The 14,616-nt window shown below is 66.7% G+C and carries 14 protein-coding genes; 7 read left to right on the top strand and 7 right to left on the bottom strand.

The features are described from left to right. Positions 1-102: 102 nt before the first annotated feature. On the bottom strand, positions 103-975 hold the full coding sequence (locus ABZW16_RS21925; protein WP_354957796.1) for a TetR/AcrR family transcriptional regulator: 873 nt from the start codon (positions 973-975) through the stop codon (positions 103-105). A 75-nt stretch (positions 976-1,050) separates the two neighbouring features. On the opposite strand from ABZW16_RS21925, the gene ABZW16_RS21920 reads away from it, so the two are divergent. Then, entirely contained in the window at positions 1,051-2,283 is a 1,233-nt protein-coding gene (locus tag ABZW16_RS21920; RefSeq protein WP_354957795.1) for an MFS transporter, read from the top strand. A 291-nt stretch (positions 2,284-2,574) separates the two neighbouring features. Here ABZW16_RS21920 and ramB read toward each other — a convergent pair whose 3' ends face one another. Next, on the bottom strand, positions 2,575-3,981 hold the full coding sequence (ramB, locus tag ABZW16_RS21915) for an acetate metabolism transcriptional regulator RamB (protein ID WP_354957794.1): 1,407 nt from the start codon (positions 3,979-3,981) through the stop codon (positions 2,575-2,577). Positions 3,982-4,074: 93 nt separating this feature from the next. Here ramB and ABZW16_RS21910 point away from each other — a divergent pair, with 93 nt between their 5' ends. The 6 genes from ABZW16_RS21910 (at position 4,075) to ABZW16_RS21885 (ending at position 8,931) form a co-directional block, all read left to right on the top strand. After that, positions 4,075-5,586, top strand: a complete 1,512-nt coding sequence (locus ABZW16_RS21910) for an ATP-dependent DNA ligase (RefSeq protein ID WP_354957793.1) — start codon at positions 4,075-4,077, stop codon at positions 5,584-5,586. Between the two features lie 15 nt (positions 5,587-5,601). Continuing rightward, on the top strand, positions 5,602-5,799 hold the full coding sequence (locus ABZW16_RS21905) for a hypothetical protein (RefSeq protein WP_354957792.1): 198 nt from the start codon (positions 5,602-5,604) through the stop codon (positions 5,797-5,799). A gap of 282 nt (positions 5,800-6,081) precedes the next feature. Continuing rightward, positions 6,082-7,389 carry an inorganic phosphate transporter gene (locus ABZW16_RS21900; protein WP_354957791.1) on the top strand — a complete coding sequence of 436 codons (1,308 nt, stop codon included), beginning with the start codon at positions 6,082-6,084 and terminating at the stop codon, positions 7,387-7,389. Positions 7,390-7,400: 11 nt separating this feature from the next. After that, positions 7,401-7,673, top strand: coding sequence for a hypothetical protein (locus ABZW16_RS21895; protein ID WP_354957790.1), 273 nt, complete (start codon positions 7,401-7,403; stop codon positions 7,671-7,673). A gap of 38 nt (positions 7,674-7,711) precedes the next feature. Further along, complete coding sequence (locus ABZW16_RS21890) at positions 7,712-8,062, top strand: DUF3349 domain-containing protein (RefSeq protein WP_354957789.1); 351 nt, start codon at positions 7,712-7,714, stop codon at positions 8,060-8,062. 221 nt (positions 8,063-8,283) lie between these two features. After that, positions 8,284-8,931, top strand: a complete 648-nt coding sequence (locus ABZW16_RS21885) for a hypothetical protein (RefSeq protein WP_354957788.1) — start codon at positions 8,284-8,286, stop codon at positions 8,929-8,931. A gap of 101 nt (positions 8,932-9,032) precedes the next feature. Here the strand turns inward: ABZW16_RS21885 and ABZW16_RS21880 are convergent, their stop codons facing one another. The 5 genes from ABZW16_RS21880 to ABZW16_RS21860 form a co-directional block, all read right to left on the bottom strand. Then, positions 9,033-10,448, bottom strand: coding sequence for a glycosyltransferase 87 family protein (locus ABZW16_RS21880; RefSeq protein ID WP_354957787.1), 1,416 nt, complete (start codon positions 10,446-10,448; stop codon positions 9,033-9,035). Positions 10,449-10,577: 129 nt separating this feature from the next. Further along, positions 10,578-11,405 carry a class II fructose-bisphosphate aldolase gene (locus ABZW16_RS21875; RefSeq protein ID WP_354957786.1) on the bottom strand — a complete coding sequence of 276 codons (828 nt, stop codon included), beginning with the start codon at positions 11,403-11,405 and terminating at the stop codon, positions 10,578-10,580. Then, the gene (locus ABZW16_RS21870; protein ID WP_354957785.1) at positions 11,402-12,352 is read right to left on the bottom strand and encodes a hexose kinase; all 951 of its coding nucleotides are present in this window, start codon (positions 12,350-12,352) and stop codon (positions 11,402-11,404) included. The genes ABZW16_RS21875 and ABZW16_RS21870 overlap by 4 nt, the downstream gene beginning before the upstream one ends. After that, complete coding sequence (locus ABZW16_RS21865) at positions 12,349-13,536, bottom strand: amidohydrolase family protein (RefSeq protein WP_354957784.1); 1,188 nt, start codon at positions 13,534-13,536, stop codon at positions 12,349-12,351. Before ABZW16_RS21865 ends, ABZW16_RS21870 begins: the two co-directional genes overlap by 4 nt. Further along, positions 13,533-14,585, bottom strand: a complete 1,053-nt coding sequence (locus ABZW16_RS21860; RefSeq protein ID WP_354957783.1) for an ROK family protein — start codon at positions 14,583-14,585, stop codon at positions 13,533-13,535. The genes ABZW16_RS21865 and ABZW16_RS21860 overlap by 4 nt, the downstream gene beginning before the upstream one ends. Between the last annotated feature and the right edge of the window lie 31 nt (positions 14,586-14,616).

The following is a 14,616-nucleotide window of genomic DNA, read 5'->3' as shown; positions in this document are numbered from 1 at the left end:
CGCAGGCCCTTGAACCCAAGGGCCTGCGCGACCATCATTCGGCCACGTTCGACAGACCCCGGCCCCAGGGTTGGATACCGCAGGAGTTATCTGGACGCGGCACTACGGTGCGAGCAGCTTGAGTACGACGGGGCGCGAGAGCGTGCCCGAGACCTGCCTTGCGAGTTGGTTGGCGCTGGTGCCCTCGGCGTGTGCGGCGCGCAGGGCGGCGGCGAGTTCGTCGCGGGCCGCGTCGGCGGTGGCTTGGGCCTCGCGTAGGCGTTGGGCGGCGCGGTCGACCGGGTTGGTCGCTGCGGTGTCGGCTGCCGGGGTCGGTTCGTCGATCGAGTTGGATTCGTCAACCGGGGCGGCCGATTCGGTGGTCAACTCGTTGACCGGTTCGCGGTGGGGCACCGATTTGTCGCGCTGCATGGCCGCTCGGGCGAACTCCATCATGAATTCGCGGGTCGCGTCGCGGTTTTCGGCGTCGGCGCCGAGCAGTAGGCGGGTGGTCTGGGGGACCGCGAGACTCCAATTGGACAGGCCGCACAGGGCGATCAGGAGTCGGCCCGCGTGGCTCTCGTCGACGTCGAACTGCTCCTTGGCGCGGTCGAATTTCCGCAGGTAGTGCTGGGTGCGCCAGCCATCGATATCGTGCGCGTCGGTGCCGCGGTGCAGGCCCTCCCAGAGCAAAAGCCGCAGCAGTTGCGGATTTTCGCGGTGGTAGTCGAACAGCTTGCCCACGTACTCGCCGGGTTCGGTACTGGCCAGCGGCTGGACCACGTCCATGAATTCGCGCATGGTGTCGATCAGGATGACGTCGAAGAGCTTGTCCTTGCTGCCGAACAGGCCGTAGATGCGCTCCTTGTTCACCCCGGCCGCCTCCGCGATCCGGTCCACCCGCGCGCCAGCCAGGCCGTATTCGGCGAATTCGTCACGCGCGGCGCGCAATAGAGCCTGCTTGGTCGCATCGCTCCGTTTCATCGTGACCGTCATGGCCATGATTTTACCATCTCGTCAAACCAACTATTTGGTTGACAACCGGCTCGGCGCAGGCCTACCTTCATCGCTATGGCAACGCCGACTCTTCAGCTTCCGGCCGGTATTCCGGCCAAGGCACGCACTCGCAGCACGTCACCACGTGCGCACACCGGGCGTACCCTTCCCTTCTTCGTCCTGTCCGCCCTGCTGGCCACCGGCCAGATGTATATCCCGATTCCCCTTTTCGCGGCCATGAAAGCGGACTGGAACGTGGGCGCTGGGGTCATGACCTGGATCATCAGTGCCTTCGCCTTCGGCTATGCCGGTGGCTTCGTGCTGTTCGGCCCGCTGTCGGACCGCTACGGCCACCGCCGTGTGCTGGTCACCGGCATGATCGTCGCAGCGGTGGTCACACTGTTGACCGGTCTATCGCTCAGCGCACCGATCGCGGTCGGTCTGCGGGTTGCCCAGGGCCTCGTCGTCGGTTCGATTCCACCGGCGATCATGGCCTATATCGCCACCCGCATCGCTCCGGCGCATCGCGCGGTGGTCACCATGTCGGTGGCCACATCCTTCCTCGCCGCGACGGTCTTGGCGCAGATCGCCTCGCAGGCCGTTGTCGCCGCATTCCCCTGGCGCACCATGTTCATCGGCTCGGCCGTCGTCTTCGTGGCGCTCGCCTTCGTCCTGCGCGCAGTCATGCTCGACGATGCGCCGACCGGCCGGGACAAGCCGCTGGTGCACAGCTATGCGGCGATCCCCGCGGTGCTGCGCATCAAGGCGCTGCTGCCGATGCTGGCCGCTGGCGCGCTGAGCATGGCGGTAATGGTCGGGGTGTACACTGGCATCGAAATCACCGGTCTGGTCAAGGGTTCCGGCGAACTGCTCGCGCTGCGGGCAGGTGCGCTGCCGGTGATGTTCGCACTGCCGCTGCTGGCCATCCCGCTCTCGCGCCTGACCAAGCCGGGCCAAATGGTGCTCGGTGTGCTGGTCGCCGCGACCGCCATGGTGATCGCCACCTTCGAGGGCACCCACCTCGCGGTGCTGACCATCCTGCTCGCGGTGCTGGTCGGCGGCCTCGGCGTCATCGCACCGGCGGTCCTGCAGACCGCAGGGGAGTTGGGTGGCCAAGCGCGCGCCGCCGCCTCCTCGGTCGCCATGTTCAGCTTCTACGTCGGCGCGACCGCCGGACCGCTGGTCGCCGCTGCCGCTGCGCCACACGGCTTTTCGGTCCTGGCATGGACACTGGCCATACTCCTGGTCGCGGCACTGGGCCTGACCCTGTTCGGGGTGCGAATCCAGCATTCGGCACTACCCGCATAGCCAACCAGCGAACCACCAAGGCCGACATCGGAATCCGCCGATGTCGGCCTGGTGCATTCCGGACCCCCACCTTCCGCCTGAGTGGCCGGTGGCGCATTGCTCGTGCGGGTGGCGCACAGCGCGTGCCGGTGTCGCATTGCTCGTGCCAGTATCGCGTAGCGCGTGCCGGTGCATTGCCCGTGCGGGTGCCGCATAGCGCGTGCTGCTACCGCATAGTGTGTGAGTTCTGCGCGATACTCATCGGCTGTGCGGCGCTGTCAGCGGTGTCCCCGTGCGGCGTGCGCAGCGGCCTCACTTGAGGACGTAGGGGGAGACCGAGCTGCGGTGTTCGCTGATGTCGAGGACCTTGCCGAGTGGTGGGAAGGCGCGCTGCGGGCAGTTGGCGCGTTCGCAGACGCGGCAGCCCGCACCGATCGGGGTGGCCTTGGCCTCGTCCAGATCGATGCCATCGGCGTAGACGACCCGGCCCGCGTGCCGCAGTTCGCAACCCAGGCCGATCGCGAAGGTCTTGCTGGCCTGGCCATATCGGGTCGCGCGGCGCTCGACGGTGCGGGCGACCCATAGGTATTTGCGCCCGTCGGGCATCTGGGCGATCTGGGTCATGATCTTGCCCGGATAGGCGAAGGTCTCGTAGACATTCCACAGCGGGCAGGTGCCGCCGCTGGCGGAGAAGTGAAAACCCGTGGCGGACTGGCGTTTCGACATATTGCCCGCCCGATCCACCCGCACGAATGAGAACGGGACCCCGCGCAGCTTGGGGCGCTGCAGGGTGGAGAGGCGATGGCAGATCGTCTCGTAGCTCTGGGTGAAGAAGGCCGAGAGTCGCTCGATATCGTATCGGAAATCCTCGGCGACCTCGTGAAAGTGCGTGTAGGGCAGGACCGTTGCTGCCGCGAAGTAGTTGGCGAGGCCGAGCATGGCCAGCTTGCGGGCGTCCTCGGAGGTGAAATTGCCCTCCTCCACGAGCTTTTCGAGCAGGTCCCCGCATTCGAAATAGGCGAGTTCGGCGGCGAGTTTGAAGGTGCGCTGGCCGCCGGACAGATGCGGCGCGATCTCGAGTCGCTGGGTCTGCAGGTCGTAGCGGTGCAAAACGCCCTCGCCGAGATCGATCCGCTCGACAATGCTCACATCGTGTGCGCGCAACCGGCGGGCGATCTCGCTGTTCGCATCGCCGCCGTGGAAGCGGATGCGGGCGGTGAGTTCCTCTGCGGCGGCATCCAATTCGTGGATGTAGTTCTGCCGCTGGTAGAAGAAGTCGCGCACCTCCTCGTGCGGTTTGCTGATCGTCGCGCTGCCGGAGCCGTCGGCGAAACGGTCCTCGGTGGCGGCGGCCAGCTGTGCGGAGGTATTGCGGTACCGGTTGTGCATATTGACCAGTGCCCGCGCCATGCTCGGATGTGCGGAGACCATATCCGCGATCTCCTGGGTATCGGCCTCGATGCCGAGCTCCTGGTCCATGACGACCTCTTGGAGTTCGGCGATGAGCCGGGTGTCGTCCTGGGAGGAGAAGAAGGTCGCGTCGACGCCGAACACTTCGCTGATCCGCAGCAGCACCGGCACGGTGAGCGGGCGCACATCGTGTTCGATCTGATTGAGGTAGCTCGCCGAGATCTCCAGCTTCTGGGCGAGTGAGACCTGGCTCAGCCCTCGTTCGGTCCGCAGCTGGCGAAGCCGCGCCCCGACGTAAGTCTTGGCCACCCGTTCAGTTTATGAGGGCATTCGCAACTGTGCCAATGGGCAATTAGCAGCAGTGCTGAGCGATATGTCACACCGCCGGGTTACCGTCGACTGGTGCTGTTCTCGGATGTCGTGCAGGCCTCGGAGACCGTCCGTGCGACCCGGTCCCGTAAGACGAAGATCGCCACCTTGGCCGCGCTATTGACCGAGGCTGCCCCGGATGAGCTCGCGCCGGTGGTCTCCTGGGTGTCCGGTGAATTGCGGCAGGGGCGCATCGGCACCGGTTGGCGCACGCTCACGAACCTCAACTGCGAGCCGAGTGATCTTGCGACGCTGACGGTTTCGTCGGTGGACGGCATGTTGAGCGAGTTGGCCACCACATCCGGTCCCGGCTCGGCGAACCGGCGCAGGGACCTGCTCACGGCATTGTGGAGCGCCGCCACCGCCGAGCAGCAGGCCTTCCTGATGCGCCTGCTCGGTGGTGAGTTGCGCCAGGGTGCGCTCACCGCAATCGTCGCCGAGGCGGTCGCCGTGGCCGCGGCGGTGCCGATCGAGCTGGTCCGGCGGGCGTACATGCTCTCCGGACAGCTACCCGTCACGGCCGTCGCCGCGCTGACCGGTGGGGTCGACGCGCTGAGCGAGTTCCGGCTCGAGGTCGGCCGCCCGATCCAGCCGATGCTCGCCGCACCCGGTGCGTCGCTGGACGAGGTGATGGCCGAATTCGGCGATGAGGTGAGCGTCGAGCACAAACTCGACGGCGCGCGCATCCAGGTACATCGCCAGAACTCGCGGGTCTGGGTGTTCACCAGGACGCTTCGCGATATCACCGCGAGCGTGCCGGAACTGGTCGACCTGGTCGCCCAGCTCGATTGCACGAGCGTGGTGCTGGACGGAGAAACGTTGGCGCTCACCGACTCCGGGCGGCCGCGTCCGTTCCAGGAGACGATGAGCCGCTTCGCCGAGGTCAGCTCGACCAGGGAACTGCTGCTGCACCCGTACTTCTTCGACTGCCTGCATCTGGACGGTGAGGATCTGCTCGACGTCCCGCTGTTCAAGCGCCGCACGGCACTGACCAAGGTGGCGGCCGCGCACAGCATCCCGGCGCTGATCCGGCCCGATGCGGAGGCCGCCGCCGAATACTTCGACGGTGCACTGGCTGCCGGGCACGAGGGTGTGATGATCAAGTCATTGACCGCGCCCTATGCCGCGGGCCGCCGCGGCCGGGCCTGGCAGAAGATCAAGCCGACGCACACCCTCGACCTGCTGGTACTCGGCGCCGAATGGGGATATGGACGGCGCACCGGATATCTGTCGAACCTGCATCTCGGCGCGCGCGATCCGGAAACCGGTGACCCGGTCATGGTCGGCAAGACCTTCAAGGGCCTCACCGACGCACTTCTGCAATGGCAGACCGCCGAATTCCCGCGCCACGAGCGCGCCCGCGATGAATACACCGTCTATCTCTGGCCCGAGCTCGTCGTAGAGATCGCCCTCGACGGCGTCCAGGTGAGCCCCCGCTATCCGGGCGGCGTAGCCCTGCGCTTCGCCCGCGTCGTTCGATATCGCCCGGATAAGACCGCGGCCGATGTCGACACCATCGAAACGGTTCGCGCTCTGCTGCCGTAATGTGCGCTGCCGCGGTTGATCGCGCGCAACTGCGGTTATTGTGCGCTCTTGCCCTGTCGCAATCGCGCATCGCTGCATGGTGATGCGCAGGTCGTCGATATCGATGACGCGCCGATCGACGCCGCTGCAGTCCAGCACCCCGGAGCCGATGCGACCGACCGCCAGTTTCGCCACCCGCCGGTCCGCGCCGGTGATGGTGCGCTGTTGTTGTGATGGTGCACTGCTGTTGTGATGGTGCGCAGTTGTCGTGATCGTGCACTGCTGTCGTGATCGTGCACTGCTGTCGTGATGGTGCGCTGCTGTCGCAATCGGACCTGTCCGAATCAATATGCGGACCATGGCGTTCGGTTCCAGGTACACGCTGGTACGCCGACACCGGTCGGCTGCTCGGACTGCGGCGGGTAGAGGCCGGCTGCACGGTAACGGACCCGGAATCGGTCCCGATAGGCGGCAACCGCGTGGCAATCCTGATCGCGAGTGCCGCACACTGGAGGGGTGACCGCGGACCTCCTGGTACTCCTGATCGTCATTGTCACGGCACTCGCATTCGATTTCACCAATGGCTTCCACGACACCGCCAATGCGATGGCTACCTCCATCGCCACCGGCGCACTGCGACCACGAGTCGCGGTCGCCGTGTCCGCGGTTCTCAATCTGATCGGCGCTTTCCTATCCGTGGCGGTCGCCGCGACGGTGGCCAAGGGCATTGTCCGGCTCGACGCGGTCCAGGGGGAGGCGCTGCTGACCATTGTGTTCGCCGGTCTGGTCGGCGGCATTCTGTGGAATCTGCTGACCTGGCTGTTCGGTCTGCCGTCGAGTTCCTCGCACGCGCTGTTCGGCGGCCTCATCGGTGCCACCATCGCCGCACTCGGCTGGGGCGGGGTGATCTGGGTGCACGGTGCGGACGGTGTACTGACCAAGATCGTGCTGCCCGCCCTGCTGGCACCGATCGTGGCCGCGCTGGTCTCCGCGATCGGCACCTGGGGCGTCTACCGGATCACAAGGAGTTCGGATCCCGACAAGGTCAACGAGGGTTTCCGCTGGGGGCAGATCGGTTCGGCCTCGCTGGTCTCGCTGGCACACGGCACCAATGACGCGCAGAAGACGATGGGCGTCATCTTCCTCGCCCTGGTCGCGCACGGCACGCTGAACAAGAACGACGAGATGCCGCTGTGGGTGATGGCGGCCTGCGCCGTCGCCATTGCGGCGGGCACCTACCTCGGTGGCTGGCGGATCATCCGAACCCTCGGCAAGGGTCTGGTCGAGATCGATTCGCCGCAGGGGCTGGCCGCCGAATCCTCCTCCGCCGCCATCATCCTCACCTCCGCGCACTTCGGGCTGCCGCTGTCGACCACGCAGACCGCCACCGGATCGATCCTCGGTACCGGACTCGGCAAGGGTGCGGAGGAGCGCTGGAGTGTGATGGGCCGGATGGCCGTTGCCTGGCTGCTGACGCTGCCGCTCGCAGGCGTCGTCGGTGCGGTGTGCTGGGCCATCGCGCATACCATCGGCGGGCTGCCCGGGGTGCTGGTGGTGTTCGCACTGCTGATCGTGCTGTCGGTGCTGATGTATCTGCGGTCGCGGCGCGATCCGGTGCATACCGGCAATATCAACGAGTGGCCCGGCGGTGCGGCCGGGGCCGACACGCCCGACGCCGCTGCCGAGCTTGCGAAGGACACCGCCGCAGCCGCGTCGGTCGCTGGGGACGGGCGACACGAGGTGACCGCCGATGGATCGGCGCCGCCCGCCGGGTCGTTCCCGACGGAGTCCAACACATCCGATAGCCGTTCGGCTCAGGTCTGAGGAGGCGCACCGTGCACACACTCGTCACGAATTTGAACGCGCTGTGGAAGGTGACTCTCGCGGGTCTGCTGCTCGGCGCGGGGCTGCCGATCGTCTTCGCCGTCGGGGTGCGGCTCTGGTCGGTCGCCGATGCGGACGGCCGTGCCGCGCAGCGCAACTACCCCGCGCTCGCCGGTGCCTATGCCTGCTTCACGCTGATCATCGCCGCTATTGTCACCGGAATTCTTTACACCGCGAAGGCGTTCCTGGCCGCTAAATTCGGTATTCATCTGTTCGGACAGTAGGAAGGGTGCATCGTGACCGAGTGCAGCGAGGTGTGGCGGTGACCGATCCAGCGAAATCCGCTCAGGTTCGGCCGAATCTGCTCGGCCGGGTCATCGGCTGGCTGCGGGCCGGATATCCGCAGGGGATTCCGCGGTCGGACTATGTCGCCCTGTTCGCGGTACTGCACCGGCATCTGACCGATTACGAGGTGGTCGCGATCGCCGAGGAGTTGGTGGACTCCAATCCGGACAGCCTGATCAGCCACGCCGATATCGAAGCGGCGATCGCGCGGATGGCGATGGAACAGCCGGACGCGCACGATATCGCCAGGGTCGCTTCACATCTGGCGGCAGGCGGCTGGCCGCTGGCGACGCCGTTACCGGGAGATGATCACCAAGATCGCGCATGAGGGCCGTCGGGTGTGCTCATGGCCAACGACTGGCCGGATACCGAATCCCATTGTCCGGCAATGTAATAGCCTCTCATGAGCGGCTGTCACTGTCGAGTTTCATTCGGGTGGAACGACATTCGCTGTGGCATTGGTCTCATGACAGGTAGCAATTCCGGACGATCGACCGATAGTCCGATCGGAGCGCGACGCCGCGCTCCGATTCGAGAAGGAGGTCGATCATGGTGCGGTGGACGAGGAGTTCACGCACGGTACAGCGGCTGCTGATGCAGACCGTTGTCGCCGGGGCATTGGCAATCGCTCCCGCGGCGGCAATCGCGCCCGCGTTCGCAACCCCGGACACCGGCGCCCCGACAGTGGCGCCGACTCCCGCCCCGATTCCCACCCAGGCTCCGATACCCACTCAGGCTCCGATACCCACTCAGGCTCCGGCACCGACCCAACCCGTACCGACGCAGCCCGCCACGCCGAGCCCGGCTCCGCTGCCGACCCCGCCGTCCGACGGCTATGGTCCGGACGGCTACGGTCCCGATGGCTACGACCGCTTCGGTTTCGACCGCTTCGGTTTCGACCACTCGGGCTACGACCGCTCCGGTTTCGACCACTCGGGCTATGACCGCTCGGGCTATGACCGTTTCGGCTACGACAGCAGCGGCTATGACGCATCGGGTTACGACCGTGCGGGCCGTGATCGCTTCGGCTACGACCGCTTCGGCTACGACCTGTCGGGTTACGACCGCTGGGGCCGTGACGCGGCGGGATACGACCGCCTGGGTTGCAGCGTGCGGGGACCGGACCGCCCCGACGCCGACCACGAGGAATGCGAGCGGCAGCGTCAGGCCCGTCCGTCCACCGGCAGCGCCAACTGACCATTTCCCAGGCGATTCACAGCTGGAACGTCAATTATCTCGAGGTTGTCCGAGCAGTATGACGATGTCGGCGAACGGAAGCGGGCTCCGCGGACAGAGCCTTACCCCACGGCTTCCAATTCGTTCGACCCCGGCGGTTCACTGCTCGGACCGTCTTTCCGCTGACCGGCGGCGTCGATCCCTCGCTCGCGCCGCCGGTCCGCAATAACCTCGTCGGAGGCTTGCGGTGACCGCGGCTTCAGCGGGAGCAGCCAGACGATCGCGGCGACGAGCGCGATGGTGGCGAGCAGGGTGTAGGAATCGCCGAGCAGGAATTGCCATGGCGTCCAACGGAATTCCCGACCTTCGGTCTGCGGTACCAGCCAGATCAGCCCCTGGGGCAGCAGTGGCAGTTCCGGATCCCATGATCCGACCCGATCGACCTGTAGCGGCCACGCGAAGACGAACAGATAGATGACCGCGGGAATGCCGATCCGGATGGCGAGCGAGCGATGGCGCAGCGCGTGGATCACCCACAGCAGCGCGGGCACGATCCATACCCAGTAGTGGGTCCAGGAAATCGGCGAGACCAGCAGCATTACCGTGGCCGCGAGCAGTACACCGAGCAATTCGTCACCGCGCAGGTGGGCGATGCGCGCCGCCGCGATTCCGGCGAGTGCGAGCAGACCGGCGCAGACGAACGAGGATGTGGTGTCGTCCCAGGTCGACCATTCCAGACGGCCGAACATGCCATTGATCGACTGATTCTGCACATAGGCGAAGCCGATTCGGTTCTGCGAGGTCGTGGTCGTCGTCCAGAACTGCAGCGCCTGGGGCGGCCGGTACCAGAAGCCGATCGCGACCGTCGCGGCGAAGGTCGCGGCGGCCGTTGCGGCGGCGCGGTACTGGCGGGTGATGAACAGGTAGACGATGAAGACCGCGGGTGTCAGCTTCAATCCCGTGGCGATGCCGATGAGAATGCCCCGATACCGGCTTTCCTTGGGGATGGCCAGATCCGCCAGCACCAATGCCATGAGGATCGCGCTGAGCTGGCCGAATCGAAGGGTCTGCTGGACCGGCTCCAACCAGATCGCGGCCCCGGTGCCCGCGATGCTTATCGCGAGCAAACCTGGTCCGCGCCGGAGCTGCTGCAGCCGCGCGGCGCTCCACACGCTCACGAACAGCGACGTCATCGTCAGAATCGTGACCCCGGTCCCGATGTAGTTGATCGGGAAGCGGGAGAGTTCGGCACAGATCCACGCGGCGAATACGGGGTAGAGGAAGGGCAGGCCGAGTGGGCCGCGGCCGTCGTACAGCAACGTCGGATGCGTCGCCGCGACGGTACCGCCCCACATATAGACCTGTAGATCTATTTGGTGCCAGTACATCTGCCAGTTCGGCCGTAGAAACACCAGCCAGGCGCCGATGGACAGGGATGCGAATACGATTGCGGCACTGAGCGATAACTTGTGCGGGGCCTTCTGCTGCGTCCCCACACCAACAGCGCGCTGTTCTCCTGATTGCAGGATGACAGCCATGGAGTTGTTATTCCTTCATCAGGTGATACAGCTCGAACGGACAGCAAACCTTTAGCTAAACTAAGAGCAATTCAGCCTATCATTACTGATCGCCGATGGCTGCCCGTACTTCCCCCCGAGTGGTGAGGTCTATCCGGCGAGCACGTGCAGCAGATGCTCGACCTCTGACCGGATCGCTGCGCGTGCCGGTTTCAGGTACTTGCGGGGATCGACGATCGTGGGGCCGTCGGCGAAGGTGGTCCGAATCGCCTCGGTGGCAAGGACATTCAGCCGGGTGGCGATATTGATTTTGGTCATGCCGTGCTCGACGGCGGCGCGCAGTCCCGCGTCGGGGACACCGGAGGACCCGTGCAGTACCAGCGGGACCGGCACCTTCGCGGCCAGCCGGGCGATCAGGTCATTATCCAATTCGGCGGTGCGGGTATGCATGGCGTGCGAGGAGCCGACCGCGACGGCCAGGGCGTCCACGCCGGTGGTCGCGACGAATTCGACCGCCTCGTCCGGATCGGTGCGCACCCCCGGCGCATGTGCGCCGTCCTTGCCGCCCACCTCGCCGAGTTCGGCTTCGACGAAGACCTCGCGGTCATGGCACCAGCGGGTGATATCGGCTGTGGCGGAGACATTTTCGGCGTAGTCGAGGGTGGAGCCGTCGTACATGACCGAGCGGATGCCGAGTTCGACAGCTGCGCGGATGAGTTCGAACGAGGTGGCGTGGTCCAGATGTACGGCGATATCGGCGGTGCTGTCGGCGGCGATGCGCAGGCACGCGAGTGCGATCGGGGCCAGGGCGCCGTGGTAGTGCACGGTATTTTCCGAAAGTTGGAGCAGCACCGGCCGTTTCGCCGCTTCGGCGGCTGCCGCGATGGCCTCGGCGTGCTCGAGCGTGATCACATTGAAGGCGCCGAGGCCGCCGGGGCGGGCGGCGGTGATCAGGTCCGGGACGGGTCTGGCTGTCATGCGGGTTTCTCCTGTGGGGTGGTTAGTCGTTCGACGACCACCGTGGGTGCGATGCGGGTGCGCAGGCAGCGGTCGATCTCACCGGCGACCGGAATGACGACCGCGGCCGCGGAGGTGGCCACGGCATCGACGAGGATGGCCGACCAGTCCGGCAGGCCATCCGCATCGGAGAGGGCCGCGATGACCGCGGCGGTCGCGGCATCGCCCGCACCGGTGGGATTTCCGGCGAGCGGTTCGGGCAGTACGGCCGACCACGCGCCCTCGGCGGTGACCACCACCATGCCCTCCGCACCGCGGGTGGCGATAATGGCGCGCACGCCGCTCTCGATGAGCGGCCGTGCGGCCGTGGCGACCTCATCCGGGGTCACCGGGACGCGTCCGGTGAGACGTTCCAGCTCTTCGGTATTCGGCATCAGGATGATGCCGGGGACCTGGGCGGCCAGGCGCAGTGCTTCGCCGTCGACATCACAGATGGTCGGCACGCCCGCGGTAATGGCGGTGCGCGCGATTTCCGCGGGCAGGCCGGGCGCGATGCCGCCCGGCAGTGATCCGGAGATGACCAGGCCGTTGATATCGGGCAGCATTCCGGCCACTCGGACCGAGAGCTGTTCGGCGGCATGCGGATTCGAGACCCGTGCGCCCGGCTCCCATAATGCGGTCGCGGTGCCGTCGCCGGATTCGCTGATCACCACCGTGCGCCGGACCCAGGGCAGTGCGTGCACGAAATCGACCGGCATCTCCAGTTCGGCGGCGGCCGCGAAGGCATGGTCGGAGAAACCCGTTGCCCGAGCGTACTTTCCCAGCTGATTGAGCACCCGCGTCACATTGATGCCCTTCCCGCCGAGGCGCTGTTCGACCGAGCGGACCCGGTGCGCCTGGCCGCGCTCGAAGTGCTCCACGCGGTAGGTCATGTCATAGGCGGGATTCATTGTCACGGTGAGGATCACGTCAACCACTGTCCACGTCTGAGCACCCGGCGCAACTGGAGATTGTCATCGACTATCACCAAGTCGGCGAACAGGTCGGCACGGAGGTCGCCGACATCGGTCGATCCCGCGGCGGCGGCCGGTACCGATGTGGCGGCGAGCACAGCGTCGCGCAGCGGCACACCGCAGGCGTCGACCGCCCAGATGAGGCATTTCAGGAGGTGCGCGGTGCCGCCCGCGATGGATCCGGTGGCCACCCGGGCCACGCCATCGGTGACCCGGACAACCTGCGGGCCGAGCCGATATTCGCCATCGGGCATGCCCGCGGCCTGCATCGCGTCGGTGATCAGTGCGACCTGTCCGGGGGCGGTCGCGAAAACCAATGCACCGAAACCGGGGTCGATATGTACACCGTCGCCGATCAATTCGACGACGGCCTGCCGCCGCGCCGCGGCAACCAGCGCCGCGGCCACCGGACCGGGGTCTCGGTGGTGCAGCGGCGGCATCCCGTTGGCCAGGTGAGTGACCAGAGTGCCGAAGCCATGGGGGCGCATGGCCTGCTGGAAGCGGGTGAAATCGGTATCACTGTGGCCCAGTGACACCACCACACCGCTATCGGAAAGACGTTGGGCCACCTTGTCGAATCCGGGCAGTTCCGGGGCGAGCGTCATTATCCGCAGCGCACCGTCGGCGGCCGCGAGGAGTCGATCGGTCAGCTCGAGATCGGGATCGCGCAGATATCGGGGATCCTGCGCGCCGCACCGTGCCGCCGCCAGAAACGGTCCCTCGGCATGGATTCCGGCGATGGTGCCGTCGACGGCCAGTTCGCGCAGCGTCGCGACCTGCGCGACCATATCCGCCGCGGCGCCGGTGACCACGCTGGCCAGCACCGTGGTCGATCCGTGCGTGTGATGGAATTCGGCGGCCGCGCGCGCCTCATCGGCGTCGACGGTATCGAACCGGTGCCCGAATCCGCCGTGGTTGTGTATGTCGACAAGTCCGGGCAGTACGGTGCCCGAAAATGGCGGCACGCTCGAATCCGGATGCGCGGCAATCCAGTCCGCGAGCGCGGATACCCGATCGATCCGCCCGGCTCGCACCGACACCACGCCGTCGTCGAATTCCGACGTCGCCGATACGATCCGTCCGCGGATCTCGAGCGGGGATGCTTCCGCTCGACCCGCGCTCGCACCAATGCCGGTCATCTGAGAGCTCCCTGCCTGGCGAACAGGGCCGCACCTATGAGTCCCGCGCGAGCGCCGAACTCGCCGAGCACCACCCGCGGTGCCGGTACGACGCGCAGGCGCTCGGCAATGGTGTGCTGCAGTGGTTCGGTGAGGGCGGCTCCGGCTCCGGCCAGTCCGCCGCCGAGGATGATCAACTCCGGACAGCCCGCGTGGATGAGGCCGAGCAGTCCATCGGCCAGCGCGCTGATCGCCTCGCCGACTACGGCTTTGGCATCGGAATCGGTATCGAGCAGTGCGAAGACATCGGCCGCGCTCGCCGTTTCGTGTCCGGTGCGCTGCGCGTAGGCGCGGGCGATCGCGGCGCCCGATGCGACGGTTTCCACGCAGCCGATATTGCCGCAGGGACAGCGCAATCCGTCCGCATGCCGAACCGGGATATGGCCGTATTCGCCGGTCTGCCCGTAGCCGCTGCGCACCAGACGGCCGCCGACGGACAGGGTGCCGCTGATGCCGGTGCCGAGAATGACCACGCAGACATCGTCGTGCCCGCGTCCGGCGCCATAGCGCCATTCGGCCCATCCGGCCGCCGCGACATCGTGTTCGATCAGCACCGGCATGCCCCAGCGGCGGGTGAACCGATCGCCGATGTGCACATCGCGCCAGCCGACATTGCTGCTGAATACCGCGATCGAGCGGACCGGGTCGACGATGCCGGGCAGTAGTACGGCCGCGCGCGCGACGCGATCACGCTGGTCATCGGTCAACTCGGCCAGCAACCGATCGCCGAGGGCGCCCATGGTTTCGAAGGCGGCCGCACCCTGCGGTGTGGCCACGACGCCGGCGGCCAGCACCGTACCGGAGGCGTCGGTGATCTCGCCCTTTATGGTGGTGCCGCCGACATCGAGTCCGAGCACCAGTAGATCCTCGCCCAACACCGGGACCGGTTGCGGCGGTACCACAACCGGTCCCGGCGTCGCTGCGGCGTCCGGCACCGCCGAGCGCACCGCATCCGTGCGGTCCGCGAGATCGTCGCGGTGCACGGTGGTCGGGGGCTGTTCGGTTCCCATCTTCGGCACAGTAGTTCCCGTTTACCGGCCG

This window comes from Nocardia sp. NPDC004604 (assembly GCF_040609795.1).
Classification (GTDB): Bacteria; Actinomycetota; Actinomycetes; order Mycobacteriales; family Mycobacteriaceae; genus Nocardia.
This window is presented reverse-complemented; position numbering and strand designations above follow the sequence as displayed.

What these genes read in the sequence shown, in the direction of transcription:
- ABZW16_RS21875 (WP_354957786.1), bottom strand. Translation starts at nt 11,405, where the DNA reads ATGACAGCCAGACCCGTCCCGGACCTGATCACCGCCGCCCGCCCCGGC.
- ABZW16_RS21920 (WP_354957795.1), top strand. Translation starts at nt 1,051, where the DNA reads ATGGCAACGCCGACTCTTCAGCTTCCGGCCGGTATTCCGGCCAAGGCA.
- ABZW16_RS21865 (WP_354957784.1), bottom strand. Translation starts at nt 13,536, where the DNA reads ATGACCGGCATTGGTGCGAGCGCGGGTCGAGCGGAAGCATCCCCGCTC.
- ABZW16_RS21880 (WP_354957787.1), bottom strand. Translation starts at nt 10,448, where the DNA reads ATGGCTGTCATCCTGCAATCAGGAGAACAGCGCGCTGTTGGTGTGGGG.
- ABZW16_RS21925 (WP_354957796.1), bottom strand. Translation starts at nt 975, where the DNA reads ATGACGGTCACGATGAAACGGAGCGATGCGACCAAGCAGGCTCTATTG.
- ABZW16_RS21860 (WP_354957783.1), bottom strand. Translation starts at nt 14,585, where the DNA reads ATGGGAACCGAACAGCCCCCGACCACCGTGCACCGCGACGATCTCGCG.
- ABZW16_RS21885 (WP_354957788.1), top strand. Translation starts at nt 8,284, where the DNA reads ATGGTGCGGTGGACGAGGAGTTCACGCACGGTACAGCGGCTGCTGATG.